The organism is Pseudomonas sp. S3_C06 (assembly GCF_054667675.1).
Window position 1 is genome coordinate 2,202,626 of sequence record NZ_CP162747.1, and the last position, 19,831, is coordinate 2,222,456.

The following is a 19,831-nucleotide window of genomic DNA, read 5'->3' on the forward strand; positions in this document are numbered from 1 at the left end:
CAGCAATAGTCTCACCACTGGTGAGACTTTTACGCTGGGTCATCTTTGTTTGCGGTGATGCGAATGGCCTCATCGCTGGCAAGCCAGCTCCCAAAGTGACCCGTGTTGCTCTATTAATAATGTCAGCAGTGCTGACACTGTCTTGTATTGCTCAAACAATCTGCGAGTAAAACACACTCCCTATGGGATGGGAGTAAGCGATAAAAGTCGCACCAGTGGCGCGACTTTTGTGTTGCGCCATTTTCATTGGTGGTGATGCTCAGAGACTCTTCGCGAGCAGGCTCGCTCCCACAGGGAGTAGTGTCATTCGCAGAATAGTGTCAGCAGTGATGACACTATTAACTGTTGATCACACAATCTGCGGCGAACCGAGATCCAATGTGGGAGCGAGCCTGCTCGCGAAGGCGTCAGTCTGCGCAACACAATCATCCGCCAGCAACCGTAAATTCAGCCGCAATCCCGCCCCGCCATTCTCCGCCCAAATACTTCCGCCCTGACGCTGGACGGCATTGCGCGCGATGCTCAGCCCCAAGCCAAAACCGCCATCACCGGGCCGCGAGCCGTCGAGCCGGGTGAACGGTGAGAAGATCCGTTCCAGATCCCCTTCCGCTACGCCGCCGCCCTTATCTTCCAGCCACAGATGCCAGAAATCGCCATCGCGCCGTCCATCCAGTCGCACGATCCCGCCCGGTGGCGAATGCCGAATGGCGTTGCGCAAAATGTTCTCCAGTGCCTGCGCCAGCGTGTTCAGGTTGCCGCGCACCCAGCATGAGGACTCGACCGCGCACTGCAATTGCAGACTCGGCCAGCCGCTTTCATAACAGGCATTGTCAGTGAGCATTTCCCACAGGGCCTGGATCTGAATCGCTTCTTCGGGCAATGGCGTGCGGTCGGTATCGAGCCAGGCCAGTTGCAGGGTGTCTTCGACCAGTCTTTGCATACCGTCGACTTCGCGACCGATGCGCTCGCGCAACTGCAGCAGACTTTGTTCGCTTTCACTGGCGACCCGCAAGCGGCTCAGCGGTGTGCGCAATTCGTGGGACAGGTCGCGCAGCAATTGCTGTTGCAGGGCGACGGTCGATTGCAAGCGTTCGGACATCGAGTCGAATGCCCGCGCAAGCTCACCGAGTTCATCCGGCCGTTGGGTGATGCCGCTCGACAGCCGCACATTCAATTGATCGGCGCGCCAGGCGTTGGCCTGTTCGCGCAGGTTGTTCAGGGGCACGACCAGCAAGCGGTACAGACCGACGCACAGCAACAAGGTGAACAGGCCCGGAATCACGCCGTTAGTGATAACGCGCCAGAACACACGATACTTGCCCGGCAGGAAACGTTCGGGTAGCTCGATCACCAGGCTGCCGGCAGATGGCTCTTTGGGAAACGGCACACGCAACCACGGCCGGTTCTTTTTGTGAATCGGCCAGTCGAGGCCGCGCAAGAACGTCAGGTGCTGGATTTCCTGCTCATTCAGCGGATCACTGCTCAGCGACTGCAGGTTGCCGCCGATGACGCCGACCCAACTGGCTTCACGCAACTCCATACTCTGCAACCAGTCATCGACCCCGCTGCGGCCGCCGTGCTGCCACGCTTGCTCGGCTTGCATCGCATAACGTGAAAGGGTGCCGCGCGCTTCGTCGGAGAGGAACTGGTTGCGCTCCTCCATATAACGGCCCCACGACCAGCTCAGCCAGATCATCAGCAGACAGAATGCGACCAGCAGACAGGCCAGTTTCCAGAACAGCGAATGCCGGCCCGGCAGTTCAGAGATTTTCATCGGCGGCGCTCAAGACGTAACCCTTGCCCCAGACGGTGCGCACTTCACGCTCGGTGTAACCGATGGCTTTGAGCTTGCGGCGGATCTGGCTGATATGCATGTCGAGACTGCGGTCATGGGCCGCGTATCCACGCTGCAGAACGTGCTGATAAAGGAAGGCTTTGCTCAGCACTTCTTCGTCATTGCGATTGAGGGTTTCCAGCAGACGGTATTCGCTGCGGGTCAGCCCGGCGGCGTGTTCGCGAAAAAAAACATCGCATTGCTCATCGTCAAAACGCAGCGTACCGGCCGCCACTGGCGCCGCCAGCGATGCCGGGCGCCGATCCAGCGCAACCCGACGCAGGATCGCTTCAATGCGCACATGCAACTCGGCCATGCTGAACGGCTTGGGCAAATAATCGTCGGCGCCCAGACGGAAACCGCTGATGCGATCCGCCTCGGCGCCTAGGGCCGACATCAGCAGCACCGGGGTCGAATGGCTTTGACGCAACTGCGTCAATACATTCAAACCATCCATTCCGGGCAACAGAATATCCATCAGCACCACGTCGAATGGCTGACGCCTGGCGATGCTCAGGCCTTCCTGACCATTCTGGCACCAGGTCACCTGAAAGCCGCTGCGGCCCAGATGTTCGTGAACATAGGCGCCGAGAACCGGATCGTCCTCGATGGAAAGAATGCGTGGCTGGCCGACGGAAACAGGAGTCATGAGTATCTGCAAGTAATTCTCAGTTGAGCGCGATTATTCAAGATTGCCCGGCAGCGGGCAACACAAGGCTGCCCTTTCTGACAAACGAGCACCGGTGCCCTGACCCACCCTGAGCGCATTTTTCCGGAGATTGCCTGCGAGCAAATCGCTACACTGCGCCCATGTCGCGTGCCGGATGCACGCATGAGTCAACAGATCAGCGGGATGCAGGAGATAGGCGTGCTCAAGAAACTGGGAATCAAAGGTCGCGTGTTGTTGCTGACCTTGTTGCCGACCAGCCTGATGGCGCTGGTACTGGGTGGTTACTTCACCTGGACGCAGCAGTCCGACTTGCAGAGCCAATTGATGCAGCGCGGCGAGATGATCGCCGAGCAACTGGCGCCGCTGGTGGCACCCGCCATGGGTCACGGCAACAGCGATCTGCTCGAACGCATTGCCACTCAGTCCCTTGAGCAACCGGATGTGCGCGCGGTGACCTTCCTCGCCCCGGACCGCTCACCGCTGGCCCATGCCGGCCCGACCATGCTCAATCAGGCGCCGAGCGGCGACAGCGCGCATTTGCAACGGCGCAGCGGCAATGACGCGACGCGTTACCTGATGCCGGTATTCGGCAAGCATCGCAACCTCGCCGGCGAACTGATCCCGGAAGAGTCTGACCGCTTGCTCGGCTGGGTCGAGCTGGAACTGTCGCACAACGGCATGCTGCTGCGCGGTTATCGCAGCCTGTTTGCCAGCCTGCTGCTGATTGCCGCCGGTCTGGCGGGCGCGGCATTGCTGGCGTTGCGCATGGGCCGCACCATCAATCGTCCGCTGAGCCAGATCAAACAAGCCGTCGCGCAACTCAAGGACGGCCATCTGGAAACGCGTCTGCCGCCGCTCGGCAGTCAGGAGCTGGATGAACTGGCCTCGGGCATCAACCGCATGGCCGGCACCCTGCAAAACGCCCGCGAAGAACTCCAGCACAGCGTCGATCAGGCCACCGAAGACGTCCGGCAGAATCTGGAAACCATCGAGATCCAGAACATCGAACTGGACCTGGCGCGCAAAGAAGCGCTGGAAGCCAGCCGGATCAAATCCGAATTCCTCGCCAACATGAGTCACGAGATCCGCACGCCGCTCAATGGTATTCTCGGCTTCACGCATCTGTTGCAGAAAAGCGAACTGACCCCGCGCCAGCTCGACTATCTGGGCACCATCGAAAAATCCGCCGACAGCTTGTTGGGGATCATCAACGAGATCCTCGACTTCTCGAAAATCGAGGCTGGCAAACTGGTGCTCGACCATATTCCGTTCAACCTGCGCGACCTGTTGCAGGACACCCTGACCATCCTCGCCCCCGCTGCGCACGCCAAGCAGCTTGAGCTGGTCAGCCTGGTCTATCGCGACACACCGCTGTCGCTGGTCGGTGACCCGCTGCGTCTGAAGCAGATTCTCACCAACCTTGTGAGCAACGCGATCAAGTTCACCCGCGAAGGCACCATCGTTGCCCGGGCGATGCTTGAAGATGAACACGAAGACAGCGTGCAACTGCGCATCAGCATTCAGGACACCGGCATCGGCCTGTCGAATCAGGACGTGCGCGCGTTGTTCCAGGCGTTCAGTCAGGCCGACAACTCGCTGTCGCGCCAGCCGGGCGGCACCGGTCTGGGGCTGGTGATTTCCAAACGCCTGATCGAACAGATGGGCGGCGAAATCGGCGTCGACAGCACACCGGGCGAAGGCTCGGAATTCTGGATCAGCCTGAGCTTGCCGAAAACCCGTGACGACGCCGAAGACCTGCCGGCCGCGCCGTTGCTCGGCCGCCGCGTGGCGGTGCTGGAGAATCACGAACTGGCGCGCCAGGCCTTGCAGCATCAACTGGAAGACTGTGGCCTCGATGTCACCCCGTTCAACACCCTCGAGACCTTGACCAACGGCGTCACCGGCGCCCACCAGACCGATCAGGCGATTGATCTGGCGGTCATCGGCATCACCAGCAACGACATGCTGCCAGAGCGATTGAACCAGCACATCTGGGACCTCGAACACCTTGGCTGCAAAGTGCTGGTGCTGTGCCCGACCACCGAACAGACGCTGTTCCATCTGTCGGTGCCGAACCCGCACAGTCAACTTCAAGCCAAACCGGCCTGCACACGCAAACTGCGCCGAGCCTTGGCCGATCTGGTCAACCCGCGCCAGCCGCGCAATGAGCCGGGCGAACCGCTGTCGAGCCGGGCGCCGAAAGTGCTGTGCGTCGACGACAATCCGGCCAACCTGCTGCTGGTGCAAACCCTGCTCGAAGACATGGGCGCCAAGGTGCTTGCCGTGGAAAGCGGTTACGCCGCGGTCAAAGCCGTGCAGAACGAATCTTTCGATCTGGTGCTGATGGACGTGCAGATGCCGGGCATGGACGGCCGTCAGAGCACCGAAACCATTCGCCAGTGGGAAAGCGAGCGGCACTGCACGCCGCTGCCGATCGTCGCCCTCACCGCCCACGCCATGGCCAACGAAAAACGCGCGCTGCTGCAAAGCGGCATGGATGATTACCTGACTAAACCCATCAGTGAGCGGCAACTGGCGCAGGTGGTGCTGAAATGGACCGGCCTGGCTTTGCGTAATCAAGCGCCGGAGCGGATCAGCGACAGTGCGGCGGGCAACAATGAACTGCCAGTGCTTGATCACGAGGAAGGCTTGCGCCTGGCTGCCGGCAAGGCTGACTTGGCGGCGGACATGCTGGCCATGTTGCTCGCTTCACTGGAAGCCGACCGCGAAGCCATTCGCGCGGCGTGCGAGAACCGCGACCAGAACGCATTGATCGAGCGCGTCCATCGCCTGCACGGTGCCACCCGTTATTGCGGCGTACCGCAATTGCGCGCGGCCTGTCAGCGCAGCGAAACCCTGCTCAAGCAGGACGACCCCAAGGCCGTGGCAGCGCTGGAAGAACTGGAGCGCGCGATCAACCGGCTCGCGGCGCAAGCGAAGATCAGTGCCTGATCCACAGCAATGCCGATCAACGCCAGCACCGCTAAAGTGAGCTTGGGTGATTCAATCCGCGTCGATGTTCCAGGAGGTTTTCATGCGCACGCTCGTTTTCAGTAGCCAGACCTATGATCGCGACAGCTTCCTCGCCGCCGATTGCCCGGCAGGTGTCGAGCTGCAGTTTCAACCGGCGCGGCTCAGCCTCGATACGGCGGCGCTGGCTGAAGCGCATGAAGTGGTCTGTGCGTTTATCAACGACGACCTTAGCGCACCGGTACTCGAGCGACTGGCCGCTGGCGGCACACGCCTGATTGCCCTGCGCTCGGCGGGTTACAACCATGTCGATCTGGCCGCGGCGAAACGTCTCGGACTGGCCGTAGTGCGCGTGCCGGCCTACTCACCGCATGCGGTGGCCGAACACGCCGTGGCGCTGATCCTCGCCCTCAACCGCCGTCTGCACCGCGCCTATAACCGCACCCGTGAGGGCGATTTCAGCCTGCATGGCCTGACCGGTTTCGACCTGGTCGGCAAAACCGTCGGGATTGTCGGCACCGGTCAGATCGGTGCGACCTTCGCGAAAATCATGCACGGTTTCGGCTGTGAGTTGCTGGCCTACGATCCGTTCCCGAACCCGGATGTACTGGCGTTGGGCGCGCGCTATCTGAGCCTGCCGGAACTGCTCGCGCAGTCGCGGATCATCAGCCTGCACTGCCCGCTCAACGAGCAGAGCAAACACCTGATCAACCGCGATTCACTGGCGCACATGCAGGCCGGCGCCATGCTCATCAATACCGGTCGCGGCGGCCTGGTCGACACCCCGGCGCTGATTGACGCCTTGAAGGACGGCCAGCTCGGCTATCTGGGTCTGGATGTCTATGAAGAAGAGGCGCAACTGTTTTTCGAGGATCGCTCCGACCTGCCCTTGCAGGATGATGTGCTGGCGCGATTGCTGACTTTTCCCAACGTGATCATCACCGCGCATCAGGCCTTTTTGACGCGTGAAGCACTGGGGGCGATTGCCGCAACCACACTGCACAACATCGCGACCTGGGCGGCGGGAACGCCGCAGAACCAGGTCGAGGGCTGAGCGCTTTTCAGCTTATTTCGGTGAAAGCGAGGACGCCAGAATCAACAACGCCAGCCAGCCGAAGCCGAAGAAGCGCTGTTTCATCGAGTGGCCGTAGCGCAGCAGGAACCAGACGAAAAACATCGGCAGCAGGAAAATCATGATCTTCAGCCAGCCTTCCACCGGCCGACTGCCGTCGGCATTGGTCTGCTCGGTAGCCGGTTGCTCGGTGGGCTGCTGGCGCCGGCGCCGCGCGGCGGCCGGCATGACTTTCGGCAAAGGTTGCGGTGCGGGTGCCGGAGCAATGACCTCGGGCACAGACTTGTTGCGCGGCAAGCTGCCGAACGAGATCGTCGCGGCCTGAGCGGGCGCAGCTGCGCCGTGCGCTTGTGTCACATGCTCCGCCATCGGAGCCCCACAATGAATGCACGCGTTGGCTTCGGAGCTGATGCTCTTCTTGCATTCATAACATTCGATCAGCGCCATGTTCCGTTCCTTCAGAGTCGAGGCCGGCAGTTTGCCATGAGCGTCGCCTCAATTGAACCTGATCGAAGGTCACACGCGCACATCATTCTGCAATCAAGCCCGTGCTAGCATGTCGCGCATATTTGGAGGACCCATGGTCGAACACGATTTCCGCTACAACCTGATGAACCCGCAACACACCCTCACCGAATGCCGCGCCCTTGTTCCGGGCCGCTATCAGGTCACCGGCAATGGTGGCTCGATTCGCATTGGTGACGCCTTGTTGGTCACCCTCAAAGGCAGCAAGGACTTGTCCATGCGCCTGACCGTTGAAACCGTCCGCCACCTGATCAATCCGCCGGGCCAATGGACCGCGATGACCACAGGTCCGGTATTTGGTGAACTGGCGATCCACACCTGGCAGGTCAACTGCGACAGCTGCGCCAAAGAGCTGAGCTTCGAATTCGCCGTGGACGCCAAACTCGGCAAAGCCGCCGAGAAACCGGCGGCCACCGCGCGCATCGCCGAGCTGGGCTGGAAAGCCGTTGGCGACAAACACCTGTGCCCGAAATGCCAGGAGCCGGCATGATGAAACGCTTTGCCCTGACCGCGCTGGTCGGTGCCGGCCTGGTGGGATGCGCTGCGGAGCCGGTGCAACTGCAACAGAACCGCAGCTACATTCTGGAATGGATCGGTGAGCGACCACTGATGGATTACAGCCATCTGACGGTGACCCTGGGCGATGATGGCCGCGCCTATGGCAACGGTGGCTGCAACCATTGGTTCGCGCCGTACACGCTGGACGGTGACAAGCTGACTTTCGGCAAGATCGGCAAGACCCGCAAACTGTGCGCCCCGGCGCTGATGGAGCAGGAGCAGCGCTTCCTGCAGGCGCTGGAGCATGTCCAGCGCTGGGACATCTCGCCGATCGAACAGATGCGCTTCTGGCCGGCAGAAGGCAAGCCGTTGCGCTGGTGGCTGGAAGAGGGTTAAGCCTCAGGATCGCCAAAGCCCTCACCCTAGCCCTCTCCCAGGGGGAGAGGGGACTGATTGGGGGATATTGGGGAGCTACGCCGACCTGAAAGGTCTTCACCGAATCCATCATCGACTGGACCTTGCTTTGGCGAATCCATAATCGACTGGATCCTGCTTTGGCGAATCCATAATCGACTCGATCCTGCTTTGGCGAATCTACAATCAACTCGACTCTGTTTTGGCGAATCTACAATCGACTCGATCTCTCAGGTCGCTGTAACTCGCCAGACACCTCGGTCGGCCCCCTCTCCCCCCGGGAGAGGGCTGGGGTGAGGGGCTTTTGACGTTACTTGGTCGCTTGCAACGCCTCCAGCTTCGCCATCACCCCCGCCGCCGTCTGCTCCCCCATCAACTGCTCACGCACCTTGCCTTTGTTGTCGATGATGTACGTCACCGGCAATGCCTCACTGCGCGGCAACTCGAACAGCTCCGCCGGATCCTGCGCCAGCACGGTGAACTTGATGCCCAGTTTTTCGCTGGCGTCTTTCAGTTCCACACCCTGCACGTTGTCGAAGTTGACCCCGAAGACGCCTACGTTCTTGCTCTTGAGCTCATCAGCCAAATGGTTGAGCTCCGGGATCTCGGTGCGGCACGGACCACACCATTCGGCCCAGTAGTTCAGCACCACCCATTGCTTGTCCAAACGCTCGGACGCCACTTTCTGGCCGTTCTGGTCGATACCGTAATCATTGCCGCAGCCCCCCAGCATCAACGCCCCGATTATCGTCAATGCCGCTGCCAATCGCCGTGTCATGTCGTGTTCCTTGTGAAAATTTGAAGGCGCCTGCGACCCATTGCCTCCGAAGGTTCTGGATTGCGCGCTGCACAGTTAGAATAGCCGCCACTTTACGCCAGAAGCGACCCGACATGACCGATCTGACGCTTTATCACAATCCGCGCTGCTCGAAATCCCGCGGCGCGCTGGAACTTCTTGAAGCCCGCGGCCTGACCCCGAACGTCGTGCGTTACCTCGAAACCCCTTTGAGCTCTGCGCAAATCAAGGCCCTGCTCGGCAAGCTCGGGATCAGCGCACGCCAGTTGCTGCGCACCGGGGAAGATGAATACAAAATGCTTCAACTGGCTGACGAAAGCCTCAGCGAAGCGCAATTGATCGACGCGATCGCTCAGCACCCGAAACTGATGGAGCGACCGATTTTCGAAGTCGGCGACAAAGCAGTGATCGGTCGCCCACCGGAAAATATCCTGGAGTTGTTGCCGTGAGCGCGCCGTACATTCTGGTGCTGTATTACAGCCGCAACGGCTCGACCAACGAGATGGCCCGGCAGATTGCCCGTGGTGTCGAGCAGGCCGGTCTCGAAGCGCGTTTGCGCACCGTGCCGGCAATCTCCACCGAGTGCGAAGCCGTGGCCCCGGCCATACCGGACGAAGGCGCGCTCTACGCCACCCTCGATGACTTGAAGAACTGCGCCGGTCTGGCCCTCGGCAGCCCGACGCGCTTTGGCAACATGGCTGCGCCGCTGAAATACTTCCTCGATGGCACCAGCAATCTGTGGCTGACCGGCGCCCTCGTCGGCAAACCGGCCGGCGTGTTCACCTCCACCGCCAGCATGCACGGCGGTCAGGAAACCACGCTGCTGTCGATGATGCTGCCGCTGCTGCACCACGGCATGCTCATCACCGGCCTGCCGTACAGCGAGTCGGCTTTGCTGGAAACCCAGGGCGGCGGTACGCCTTACGGTGCCAGTCATCACGCTGGGGCTGACGGTAAAAAAGGCCTCGATCAGCATGAAGTGGCGCTGTGTCGCGCGCTAGGTCTGCGGCTGGCTAAAACCGCTCAGAAACTGGAGGGCTGAGATGGCGAAGAAGCCGAAGATTCTGCCGAGTGTCGAGTGGCTTGAGCCACGGGTGAAAGCGATGCGGGTTGTCAGTCTGCTGAGCTTTTTTGCCCTCGCCGGCTTGCTGGCGGCCTACTACTTGCTGTTCGCCGATCTGCACGGCGCGCGGCCGTGGGTGATTCTGCTGGTCGAGCTGATCCCGTGGATTGTTCTCGCCCCGGCGATGATCATGGGCAGTGCCCGTGGGCATTCGTGGATGTGTTTTGTGGTGAATCTGTATTTCATCAAAGGCGCACTGGCAGCGTATGACCCGAACCGGCAGTTGTTTGGTGTGCTGGAGATGGTCGCGAGCCTAGCGGTGTTCTGCTCGGCGCTTTTGTATGTGCGGTGGCGGTATCAGTTGAATCGCAAGTTGGCTGGCGAAGGCGAGATCTCCGTCGCCTAAACGGACGCCTTCGCAGCAGGCTCGCTCCCACATTTGGAATGTGTTCCCCTGTGGGAGCGAGCCTGCTCGCGAATGGGGCGACGCGGTCTTAATGGTTGACGGTGTACGCGAGCATCATCGAAATCTGGCTCATCGCCCGCCCACCACTCTGCTCATGCCACTGGTTGAACACATCCTGCACAATCGCCAGATCGCGCAGACTGGTCGGCGCCTTGTCGACGATCTTCTGTGCATTCAGCGCCGCGACCACGTCATAGCTCGGCACAAACGTATCCTTGCCGACCATGCGCAAAAAGCGTGGCGCCGACAGCCCGCCCAGTTGATGACCGTGCTTTTTCAAGTACGTCCACAGCCCGACGATATCGGTCACCGGCCAGTCGGCAATCAGCGCACCGAAACTGCCCTTCTCCTTCTCCACATCGAGAATGAACTGCGCATTGCGCGGCACGCTTTTCAGTTTGCCCAAATGGCGAATGATCCGCGCGTCCTGCATCAGGCGCTCAAGATGTTCGGCGCTCATCAGCACAACTTTTTCCGGGTCGAACTTGAAGAACACTTCCTCAAAGGCCGGCCACTTGGCGTCGACCAGACTGTGCTTGAGGCCGGCACGAAATACGCGCAGGGCCATAGTCGAGAGGTAGCGGTCGTCGCTGATCTTGCGCAGTTGCGCCGGGGTCTTGGGAACGGGCAGATGGGCTTCCAGTTCAGCCGCCGAACCGAAGCGGTTCAGACAGTATTCGTGCAGCCACTTGTAATCGCGCATGCCCTCTCCTATTGAATGAAGCGAAGAAACCAATGTGGGAGCGAGCCTGCTCGCGAAAGCGGTGTGTCATTCAACTGATTTGTTGACTGATACTCCCCCTTCGCGAGCAGGCTCGCTCCCACATTTGAAGGTGTTTACAGGTTGACGACGTTAACGAAGCGCGAAGCCGCCGTCTCGTCGATCTTCAGGCTGGTGAAGTCGAACAGGTTGCGATCGGCCAGTTGCGACGGGATCACGTTCTGCAGACTGCGGAAGATGCTTTCAGTTCGACCCGGGGTCTTGCGCTCCCAGTCCAGAAGCATTTCCTTGACCACCTGCCGCTGCAGGTTTTCCTGCGAGCCGCAGAGGTTGCACGGGATAATCGGAAATGCCTTGAAGTCCGAGTACGCCTGGATGTCTTTCTCGTTGCAGTACGCCAGTGGACGGATCACCACGTTGCGACCGTCATCGGCACGCAGCTTCGGCGGCATGGCTTTAAGCGAACCGTTGAAGAACATGTTGAGGAAGAATGTCTCGACGATGTCGTCACGGTGATGACCGAGGGCCATTTTGGTCGCGCCGATTTCATCGGCAAAGGTGTACAGCGTGCCGCGACGCAGGCGCGAGCACAGCGAGCAAGTGGTCTTGCCTTCCGGGATCAGTTCCTTGACCACCGAATAGGTGTCTTTCTCGACGATGTGATACTCGACGCCCAGCTCTTTCAGATAGGCCGGCAGCACATGCTCGGGGAACCCCGGCTGCTTCTGGTCCATGTTCACCGCGACGATCTCGAACTTGATCGGTGCAACCTTCTGCAGGTGCAGGAGCACGTCGAGCATGGTGTAGCTGTCCTTGCCCCCGGACAGGCAGACCATGACCTTGTCGCCGTCTTCAATCATGTTGAAGTCAGCAACCGCTTCGCCGGCCAGGCGGCGCAGGCGCTTTTGCAGTTTGTTCTGGTTGACCGTAAGAGTGCCCATGACGCGAAATCCGTGAGGTGTGCCGAAAGGCCGGCATTTTACGCAAAAACCCCGGCGTTGTGGGCACAGGATATCGTGGCTCAAGGGTGCAATCTTTACAGACCCCAAGGCGATTAAGCCCCGTGTTTACAGCGCGATTTGCTCTAAGCCCCTGATACCTGTGCGGGTAAGACCTTTCTATACTGCGACATAAGGTCGCACACAATCTGAAGACCTGTATTTGCTCGGCCACCTTGGCCCGTAGGCGCTCCGCTGGGGGGCGATGGCAATAACAAGAGGAGTGACTGGCATGATCCATCACGTAGTGGGACTTTTCACCCACCCCGATCAGGAATGGAAGGAAATCCGTGGCGACCAAGAGGAAAGCATCAGCCACATGTACCTCACCCACACGCTGATTCTGGCGGCGATCCCCGCTGTCTCGGCGTTTATCGGCACTACTCAGGTTGGCTGGGTGATCGGCAACCGCGCACCGGTGATGCTCACCTTTGAAAGCGCACTGTGGATGACGATCATGTCGTACCTGGCAATGCTCGGCGGGGTCGCGGTCATGGGTGCCTTTGTGCACTGGATGGCCCGCACCTATGACGCCAATCCGAGCCTGGCCCGTTGCGTGGCATTTGCCACTTACACGGCGACACCGCTGTTTGTCGGTGGGCTGGCGGCGCTGTATCCACATATGTGGCTGGGGATGATCGTCGGTACGGCGGCCATCTGCTACACGGTTTATCTGCTGTATGTGGGTCTGCCGACGTTCATGAATATTCCGTCGGACGAGGGTTTTCTGTTCTCGAGCTCGGTGCTCGCGGTGGGTCTGGTAGTGCTGGTCGCCATCATGGCATTCACCGTGATCGTCTGGGGACTGGGCGTAGGTCCCGTTTACACCAACTGACTCGACAGGCTGAATACAGGCCGCCGCAAGGCGGCCTTGTCGTTTCACGGATGACCATTCGGCAGCTCGGCGATTCGCAAGTCCACAGGGTTGCGGCATACTCAACGCCTCTGGAGATCCATCAAGCATGCCCGAGCAACTCAATACCCGCGTCGAAGACTGTTACCAACTCGCAGAATCCTTTTTCAAACGTTCTTTCCCACGCCCTGTCGTCAGTCTCAAGCTGCGCGGGCAAAAAGCCGGTGTCGCGCATCTGCACGAGAACCTGCTGCGCTTCAATCCGCAGCTGTACCGGGAAAACGCCGAACACTTCCTCAAGCAGACCGTGGCCCACGAAGTTGCGCACCTGATCGCCCATCAGCTGTTCGGCGACCGTATCCAGCCGCATGGCGAGGAATGGCAATTGATCATGCGCGGGGTTTACGAACTGCCACCGGATCGCTGCCACACCTATGCAATCAAACGCCGCAGCGTGACCCGCTATATCTACAAATGCCCGTGCGCCGACAGCGATTTTCCGTTTTCGGCGCAGCGCCATAGTCTGGTGCGGCAGGGGCGGCGGTATTTGTGTCGGCGCTGCCGGAGTACTTTGGTGTTCAGTGGTGAGATGCGGGTGGAATGACTCCCTGATCGTTCCCATGCTCCGCGTGGGAACGCCGCCATGGACGCTCCGCGTCCACTGTGACGCAGAGCGTCGCGGGATGCATTCCCACGCAGAGCGTGGGAACGAGCTACGCAACTACCTTTAAGGCTCGCAATTCAGCAATCCGCTCAGCACTGAACCCCAACTCCGCCAACACCTGATCCGTATGCTGCCCCAACACCGCGCCAACATGCCGCGGCGCCGGCAACGCTTCGGAAAACTTCAACGGACAGGCCATCTGCGCCTGTGTCGTGCCATCCGCGCGCGGCACCTGCGTCACCAGTTCCCGCGCCTGCAACTGCGGATGGCGCACCGCCTCACCCAGACTCAACACCGGCTCGACACACGCATCGATCCCGGCAAACATTTCACATAGTTCAGCAAAGTCATGTTTTTCAAACTCGACCGTCAGTGCGTATTTCAACGCCCGCTGCTGCTCAGGCTTTGGGGACAGCCCTTGCGCGGCCAACTCCGGCCGCCCCAACGCCGTACACAGTTGCTGCATAAAGCCCGGTTCCAGACTGCCCACCGACATCCAGCGGCCATCGCGAGAGCGGTAATAATCGTAGAAGCTGCCGCCGTTGAGCATCTGATCTTCCCACTCAGGCTCTTCGCCGCAAGCGAGATACCCGGCCCCGGCCATGGCATTCAGGCTGAACGCACAGTCAGTCATGCTCACGTCCAGATGTGTACCCTGCCCCGTTTGCTGTCGGGCAATCACCGCCGCCAACAAGCCGATCACCCCGTGCAACGAACCACCGGCGACATCCGCCACTTGCATGCCCAACGGCAACGGGCCGCTGTCGGCGCGGCCGGTGTAACTGGAAAGCCCGGCCAGCGCCAGATAGTTGATGTCATGCCCGGCGCGATCCTTGTACGGCCCGGTCTGGCCGTAACCGGTAATCGACACATAAATCAGCTTCGGGTTGATCGCCTTCAGCGCTTCATAGCCCAGGCCCAGACGCTCCATCACGCCGGGGCGAAACTGCTCCAGAACGATGTCGTAATCGCCCAGCAGTTGCTTGACCACTTCCAGCGCCCCGGGCTGCTTCAGATCCAGCGCCAGACTGCGTTTGTTGCGGTTCAGGTAGGCATGGCTGGCCGATACTCCGCCATCATGCGGCGGCAACACGCGCAGCAGATCCATGCGTGTCGGCGATTCGATGCGCAGTACTTCAGCGCCCATGTCCGCCAGCAACAGCGAGGCGAACGGCCCCGGCAGCAATGTCGAGAAATCGAGGATTTTCAGTGAGGCCAGCGGTGCGGACATGGGCGAACTCCTTGGGCGATGCACTCAGCCTAGGCAGCGATACCGCGCACGGCAATCACCGGAAATGTCAGCGGGTGTGACCGTTACGCTCAAATCGCAGGCAAGAAAAAACCCGCCGAAGCGGGTTTTTCCAGGCAAGCAGTGCTTACTTCACATTGCTTGGGGTTGGGCCTTCAGCCACACCCAGGTCATCTTCCGGACGGGTATCAGCGATACCGCGGCCACCCGAGGCCAGCTCGGTTTGCAGCTGATCGGTATCCAGCTCCTTGACCCACTTGGCAACCACGATGGTGGCTACTGCGTTACCGACCAGGTTGGTCAGTGCGCGGGCTTCGGACATGAAGCGGTCGATACCGAGGATCAGCGCAAGACCGGCCACTGGCAGGTGACCGACCGCCGACAGGGTGGCAGCCAGCACGATGAAGCCCGAACCGGTTACACCAGCCGCGCCTTTGGAGGACAGCAGCAATACCAGCAGCAGGGTGATCTGGTGGGTGATGTCCATGTGGGTGTCGGTCGCCTGAGCGATGAACACGGCCGCCATGGTCAGGTAGATCGACGTACCGTCGAGGTTGAACGAGTAACCGGTCGGGATCACCAGACCTACTACGGATTTCTTCGCGCCCAGACGCTCCATCTTGATCAGCATGCGTGGCAATGCCGATTCTGACGAGGATGTACCCAGTACGATCAACAGTTCTTCACGGATGTAACGCACCAGTTTAAACACGCTGAAACCGTGAGCACGGCAGATCGCACCCAGCACCACCACCACGAACAGGATGCAGGTGATGTAGAAGCAGATCATCAACTGGCCCAGTTGCACCAGCGAGCCGACGCCATAGGCACCGATGGTGAAGGCCATCGCGCCGAAAGCACCCAGCGGCGCCAGTTTCATGATCATGTTGATGATGTTGAACATCACGTGGGCGAAGCGATCGATCATGTCCAGCAGCGGACGACCGTACGAACCCAGGCGATGCAGGGCGTAGCCGAAGATCACCGAGAACATCAGCACTTGCAGGATGTCACCGGTGGCGAACGCGCCGACGATGGTGTTCGGGATTACATTGAGGAGGAAACCGACAATGCTCTGGTCTTTACTGGCCGTCACATAAGTGGCGATTTTCGAGGCGTCCAGGGTGGTGACGTCGATGTGCATCCCGGCGCCCGGTTGCACAACGTTGACCACGATCAGACCGATCAGCAGGGCAATGGTGGAAACGATTTCGAAGTACAGCAGCGCGTAGCCGCCGGTCTTGCCCACGGATTTCATGTTCTGCATGCCGGCGATGCCGCTGACAACGGTACAGAAGATGATCGGGGCGATGACCATTTTGATCAGTTTGATGAACCCGTCACCCAGCGGCTTGAGGGCCACACCGGTCTGAGGGTAGAAGTGACCAAGCAGGATGCCGATGGCGATGGCAACGATCACCTGGAAATACAGGGATTTGTACAGTGGCTGACGAGTCGTCATTGCAGGTTTCCTCAAGAGCCTCGCGTGACAACATCCATCTGTTGGCCGCGAAACCTTAATTGCGAACCCTCCTGCACTGGAGGGATTTGTTGTTGGAGCAGCGTTTTCCGTCAGGGACAAACGCACGCTTCTGTGGCTTGTATCGCAAACCTCGTGCCACTTTGGTGCGATTAGCTGCAAGCCTTTTGATATCAGGGTTAACAGGTCCGCGGATGTCACCATCCGGTGACTCAAGTGTGGCGGATTTCCGCCAACTCGCCGCTTCTCGTCCTACAATTTGGCGGAAATCCGCCTTGCCGATGCGTCCAGCCCGCCGCTACCATCCGGCGCCTGAGGAAGGATCTGCCGCTTATGCGCGAACGCACCATCGCCAGTCATTTTGCCCGTGCCGCCCTCGGTGGCGCACGCCGCGCGGGTTTCGATTACTCGGGCCTGCTGCTGCAACTGGGCATCAGCCCGGAATTGCTCGATGAGCCCCGTGCACGCATTGCCCCGGAACAATTCACCCGGTTGATTCAGGGCCTGTGGCTGGCGCTCGACGACGAATACCTGGGTTTCGGCAACGCACCAAGCAAACCCGGCAGTTTCGCCATGATGTGCCATGCCTCGATTCACTGCCGCAATTTGGAAAAAGCCCTGCAACGCGGCTTATTGTTTTATAGCCTATTCCCCGAAGCCCCGCGCCTGAGCCTGACGCGCGAAGACGAATGGGTGCGCCTGAGCCTCGACGATTCACAATTGTGGGATCCCGATCACTTTCTCACTGAGAGCTTGCTGGTGATCTGGCATCGCTTGGGGAGTTGGCTGATTGGCCAGAGGATTCGCCTCGAACAGGCGAGCTTCAGCTATCCACGCCCCGAGCATGGCGCCGAGTACGATCTGCTGTTCCCCTGCCCGCTGACCTTCGGCACCGAGCAAAGCAGCCTTTTATTCCACAGCCGCTATCTGTCTATGCCGCTGCTGCAGGACGAACGCACCCTCAAACACTTCCTCGAACGCTCCCCCGCCGACCTGCTCTCACGCCCGGACGACGGCGACAGCCTGAGCAGCCGCCTGCGTCGTTTGCTCAGCCGTGACACTGCACGTTGGCCGGATCTTGAGGCGGTCGCCGAGCATTTGCACATCAGCCCGCAGACGTTGCGCCGGCACTTGCGCGAGGAAGGCACGAGTTTTCAGGAACTGAAGGATCAGTTGCGGCGGGATATCGCCATTTATCATTTGGGCCGGGCTGATCTGTCGTTACAGCAGATTGCCGAACAGCTTGGGTTCTCCGAACCGTCGGCGTTTCATCGGGCGTTCAAGAAGTGGACGGGGCTGACGCCGGGGGCTTATCGGGCGCAGGAGCAGTGAGGCTATAAATCAAAAGCCCCTCACCCTAACCCTCTCCCGGAGGGAGAGGGGACTGATTGGGGGATGTTCAATAAATCCGCCGACCTGACAGCTCTCGCTGAATCCATATTCGACGCAAATCGCTCAGGTCGATCATTTTCGCAAGACACTTCGGTCAGTCCCCTCTACCTCTGGGAGAGGGTTAGGGTGAGGGCAACTTCCAATCACACCGCCGGAAAATGAATCCTGAACGCCGCCCCACCCATCGGCGAGTCGCCCAGCGCCAGTTTGGCGTTGTAGCTTTCAATAATGTCCTTGACCACCGCCAACCCGATCCCCTGCCCCGGATGCTGGGCATCCAGTCGTTCGCCACGCTCCAGAATCCGCGCACGCTGATCCGGCGGCACGCCCGGGCCGTCATCTTCGACGCACAATTCAATCCCGGCCAGGGTCTCGCGCACGCTGATACGCACTTCGCCCAGACACAGGCGATAAGCGTTCTCCAGCAAGTTGCCCATCATTTCCAGCAGCGCGCCCTGCTCGATCGGCACATAACAGTGCTCTGGCAGATCGAATGCCACGCGCACATGCTTGTCGCGGTAAACCTTGTCCAGTGTGTCGCACAGGCTTTTGAGCACCGGTTGCAGGCGCACCTGATGGCGCACCAGTCCGCTTTTGCGCAAACTGGCCCGTTGCAGTTGGTAGCTGATCTGCTGGCTCATGCGTTCGATCTGACTTTGCAGCACCCAGGCCTGATCGCGCTCTTCTGGACGCTGGGCCATGTCCTCGCTGACGCCTTGCAACACTGCCAACGGAGTTTTCAGGCTATGCGCGAGGTCATCGAGAGAATCGCGATAACGACTGCGCTGCTGGCGCTCGCTGTGCAGCAAGCGGTTGAGCGAGCCGGTCAGGCGCAGCAACTCGCGCGGATGTTGCTCGGTGAGGCTTTCGCGGGTGCCACCTTCGATTTCGTCGAGTTCCTGACTGAGCCGGCGCAAGGCTTTGAGGCCCCAGGTCAGGCCGATCCACAACAATGCCAGCAGCACGAGCAGTGCCGCGCCGAAGCCCAGGTAGAGATTCTCGCGCAGTCCTTCAAGGGTGGTTTCGTACTCGCGCACCGGTTGCAGGGCAACGATGCTGAATGCCGCGCTTTTGCCGCCGAGCAGTTTGACTTCAACGTCGTAGACGAAGAACTCCTGGCCGTTGGTTTCGCGAATCCGCGCGAACTCGTTACCGAGTCCGTCGTAGCGCGGTTTGTAGTTGATCTGCTCTTCCTGGGTGGCTTTCGAGCGCCAGACCAAATGCCCTTCGCGGTCGTAGATGTAGCCGAGCAAACGGAAATCGGTGAGGTTGAAGCGCTCATCCGGCAACTGATTGGGCATCACCAGCCGCCCGTTTTCGATGCGCGCGGCTGAGATCAGCGTGGTCACGTCCGAAGCCAGGCGCTGCTCGATCGAGTCCTGCAACGCCAGGCTGAACGCGCCTTGCATCGCCGGCAGCAAGGCGAGCATGAACAACACCGCCAACGTGGTGGCGGCGAGCATCAAGCGAACACGAAGCGAACGAATCAAGTGCAGCGCTCGTTGAACAGGTAGCCGAGGCCACGCACAGTGTCGATCGGTTTGAATCCAGCGGGGCCTTCGAGTTTGCGCCGCAGACGACCGACCAACACTTCGATGACATTAGGATCACGCTCGTCGTCGTCCGGGTAGAGCTGCTCCATCAAGCGATCCTTGGGCACCACTTGTTGATGGTGGCGCATGAGGTATTCGAGGATGCGGTACTCGTACGCGGTCAGCGCCAGCGGTTGCTCGTCGAGTGTCGCCTGTTTGCGATTGAGGTCGAGCAGCAGCGGCCCGGCGACGATGGTCGACTGGGTGAAACCGCTGGAGCGGCGCAGCAAGGCATTCAGACGCGCGTCGAGTTCTTCGAACTGGAACGGCTTGACCACGTAATCGTCGGCGCCGGCGGCGAGGCCTTCGACCTTGTCCTGCCAGTTGCCGCGCGCGGTGAGGATCAGGATCGGGAAGGTCTTGCCGCCCGCGCGCAACTGGCGAATCAGGTCGAGACCGCCCATGCCCGGCAGGCCAAGATCGATCACCGCCAGGTCAAAGTTGAACTGTCCGGTCTGGTACAGCGCCTCTTCGGCATTGGCCACGGACTCGACCACGTGGCCACTTTCCGTCAGGCGGGTTTGCAGGTGATGGCGCAACAGCGCTTCATCTTCGACGACCAACAGTTTCATAA

20 protein-coding genes are annotated in these 19,831 nt (G+C 60.1%); 10 read left to right on the plus strand and 10 right to left on the minus strand.

Features of this window, described 5'->3' with window-relative positions; all coding sequences use genetic code 11:
- Nucleotides 1-349 precede the first annotated feature (349 nt).
- Nucleotides 350-1,774 carry a sensor histidine kinase gene (locus AB4N44_RS09625; protein WP_127929369.1) on the minus strand — a complete coding sequence of 475 codons (1,425 nt, stop codon included), beginning with the start codon at nt 1,772-1,774 and terminating at the stop codon, nt 350-352.
- On the minus strand, nt 1,761-2,483 hold the full coding sequence (locus AB4N44_RS09630) for a response regulator transcription factor (protein WP_127929370.1): 723 nt from the start codon (nt 2,481-2,483) through the stop codon (nt 1,761-1,763). The genes AB4N44_RS09625 and AB4N44_RS09630 overlap by 14 nt, the downstream gene beginning before the upstream one ends.
- Before the next feature lie 219 nt (nt 2,484-2,702).
- On the opposite strand from AB4N44_RS09630, the gene AB4N44_RS09635 reads away from it, so the two are divergent.
- Both AB4N44_RS09635 and AB4N44_RS09640 read left to right on the plus strand, forming a co-directional pair.
- A complete protein-coding gene (locus tag AB4N44_RS09635; RefSeq protein ID WP_160042570.1) occupies nt 2,703-5,456 on the plus strand; it encodes a response regulator in 2,754 nt (917 codons plus the stop codon).
- 82 nt (nt 5,457-5,538) lie between these two features.
- On the plus strand, nt 5,539-6,528 hold the full coding sequence (locus AB4N44_RS09640; protein ID WP_137218870.1) for a 2-hydroxyacid dehydrogenase: 990 nt from the start codon (nt 5,539-5,541) through the stop codon (nt 6,526-6,528).
- Nucleotides 6,529-6,540: 12 nt separating this feature from the next.
- Here the strand turns inward: AB4N44_RS09640 and AB4N44_RS09645 are convergent, their stop codons facing one another.
- Nucleotides 6,541-6,993 carry a hypothetical protein gene (locus AB4N44_RS09645; protein WP_460109131.1) on the minus strand — a complete coding sequence of 151 codons (453 nt, stop codon included), beginning with the start codon at nt 6,991-6,993 and terminating at the stop codon, nt 6,541-6,543.
- 133 nt (nt 6,994-7,126) lie between these two features.
- Here AB4N44_RS09645 and AB4N44_RS09650 point away from each other — a divergent pair, with 133 nt between their 5' ends.
- Both AB4N44_RS09650 and AB4N44_RS09655 read left to right on the plus strand, forming a co-directional pair.
- Nucleotides 7,127-7,561 (plus strand): hypothetical protein, encoded by a 435-nt coding sequence (locus AB4N44_RS09650; protein WP_150651073.1) that lies wholly within the window; start codon nt 7,127-7,129, stop codon nt 7,559-7,561.
- Complete coding sequence (locus AB4N44_RS09655; protein ID WP_127930439.1) at nt 7,561-7,965, plus strand: META domain-containing protein; 405 nt, start codon at nt 7,561-7,563, stop codon at nt 7,963-7,965. Before AB4N44_RS09650 ends, AB4N44_RS09655 begins: the two co-directional genes overlap by 1 nt.
- 328 nt (nt 7,966-8,293) lie before the next feature.
- Here the strand turns inward: AB4N44_RS09655 and AB4N44_RS09660 are convergent, their stop codons facing one another.
- The gene (locus tag AB4N44_RS09660) at nt 8,294-8,761 is read right to left on the minus strand and encodes a TlpA disulfide reductase family protein (protein ID WP_007917494.1); all 468 of its coding nucleotides are present in this window, start codon (nt 8,759-8,761) and stop codon (nt 8,294-8,296) included.
- A 113-nt stretch (nt 8,762-8,874) separates the two neighbouring features.
- On the opposite strand from AB4N44_RS09660, the gene arsC reads away from it, so the two are divergent.
- Genes arsC through AB4N44_RS09675 form a run of 3 tightly spaced genes read left to right on the plus strand, consistent with a single transcriptional unit; the run spans nt 8,875 to nt 10,248 of the window.
- Entirely contained in the window at nt 8,875-9,228 is a 354-nt protein-coding gene (gene arsC / locus AB4N44_RS09665; RefSeq protein ID WP_460109128.1) for an arsenate reductase (glutaredoxin), read from the plus strand.
- Nucleotides 9,225-9,821 carry an NAD(P)H:quinone oxidoreductase gene (gene wrbA / locus AB4N44_RS09670; protein WP_460109126.1) on the plus strand — a complete coding sequence of 199 codons (597 nt, stop codon included), beginning with the start codon at nt 9,225-9,227 and terminating at the stop codon, nt 9,819-9,821. Before arsC ends, wrbA begins: the two co-directional genes overlap by 4 nt.
- A 1-nt stretch (nt 9,822) precedes the next feature.
- On the plus strand, nt 9,823-10,248 hold the full coding sequence (locus tag AB4N44_RS09675; RefSeq protein WP_077574125.1) for a DUF2069 domain-containing protein: 426 nt from the start codon (nt 9,823-9,825) through the stop codon (nt 10,246-10,248).
- Nucleotides 10,249-10,336: 88 nt separating this feature from the next.
- Here AB4N44_RS09675 and AB4N44_RS09680 read toward each other — a convergent pair whose 3' ends face one another.
- Both AB4N44_RS09680 and ttcA read right to left on the minus strand, forming a co-directional pair.
- Nucleotides 10,337-11,011 (minus strand): DNA-3-methyladenine glycosylase I, encoded by a 675-nt coding sequence (locus tag AB4N44_RS09680; protein ID WP_077574126.1) that lies wholly within the window; start codon nt 11,009-11,011, stop codon nt 10,337-10,339.
- Between the two features lie 134 nt (nt 11,012-11,145).
- On the minus strand, nt 11,146-11,970 hold the full coding sequence (gene ttcA, locus AB4N44_RS09685; RefSeq protein ID WP_137219598.1) for a tRNA 2-thiocytidine(32) synthetase TtcA: 825 nt from the start codon (nt 11,968-11,970) through the stop codon (nt 11,146-11,148).
- 289 nt (nt 11,971-12,259) lie between these two features.
- Between ttcA and AB4N44_RS09690 the strand changes: the two genes are divergently transcribed.
- Both AB4N44_RS09690 and AB4N44_RS09695 read left to right on the plus strand, forming a co-directional pair.
- Nucleotides 12,260-12,862 carry a Yip1 family protein gene (locus AB4N44_RS09690; RefSeq protein ID WP_016773629.1) on the plus strand — a complete coding sequence of 201 codons (603 nt, stop codon included), beginning with the start codon at nt 12,260-12,262 and terminating at the stop codon, nt 12,860-12,862.
- Between the two features lie 127 nt (nt 12,863-12,989).
- Nucleotides 12,990-13,484: a SprT family zinc-dependent metalloprotease gene (locus AB4N44_RS09695; protein ID WP_064391623.1), complete on the plus strand. Its 495-nt coding sequence runs from the start codon at nt 12,990-12,992 to the stop codon at nt 13,482-13,484.
- A 109-nt stretch (nt 13,485-13,593) separates the two neighbouring features.
- Here the strand turns inward: AB4N44_RS09695 and AB4N44_RS09700 are convergent, their stop codons facing one another.
- A complete protein-coding gene (locus tag AB4N44_RS09700) occupies nt 13,594-14,775 on the minus strand; it encodes a CaiB/BaiF CoA transferase family protein (protein ID WP_460109123.1) in 1,182 nt (393 codons plus the stop codon).
- Between the two features lie 145 nt (nt 14,776-14,920).
- Nucleotides 14,921-16,255, minus strand: coding sequence for a dicarboxylate/amino acid:cation symporter (locus AB4N44_RS09705; protein ID WP_095123044.1), 1,335 nt, complete (start codon nt 16,253-16,255; stop codon nt 14,921-14,923).
- A gap of 351 nt (nt 16,256-16,606) precedes the next feature.
- Here AB4N44_RS09705 and AB4N44_RS09710 point away from each other — a divergent pair, with 351 nt between their 5' ends.
- The gene (locus tag AB4N44_RS09710) at nt 16,607-17,605 is read left to right on the plus strand and encodes an AraC family transcriptional regulator (protein ID WP_150750533.1); all 999 of its coding nucleotides are present in this window, start codon (nt 16,607-16,609) and stop codon (nt 17,603-17,605) included.
- A 203-nt stretch (nt 17,606-17,808) separates the two neighbouring features.
- On the opposite strand, the gene AB4N44_RS09715 is transcribed toward AB4N44_RS09710, so the two are convergent.
- Both AB4N44_RS09715 and AB4N44_RS09720 read right to left on the minus strand, forming a co-directional pair.
- Nucleotides 17,809-19,155 (minus strand): ATP-binding protein, encoded by a 1,347-nt coding sequence (locus tag AB4N44_RS09715; RefSeq protein ID WP_016987433.1) that lies wholly within the window; start codon nt 19,153-19,155, stop codon nt 17,809-17,811.
- The gene (locus AB4N44_RS09720) at nt 19,152-19,829 is read right to left on the minus strand and encodes a response regulator transcription factor (protein WP_016987432.1); all 678 of its coding nucleotides are present in this window, start codon (nt 19,827-19,829) and stop codon (nt 19,152-19,154) included. Before AB4N44_RS09720 ends, AB4N44_RS09715 begins: the two co-directional genes overlap by 4 nt.
- Nucleotides 19,830-19,831 lie beyond the last annotated feature (2 nt).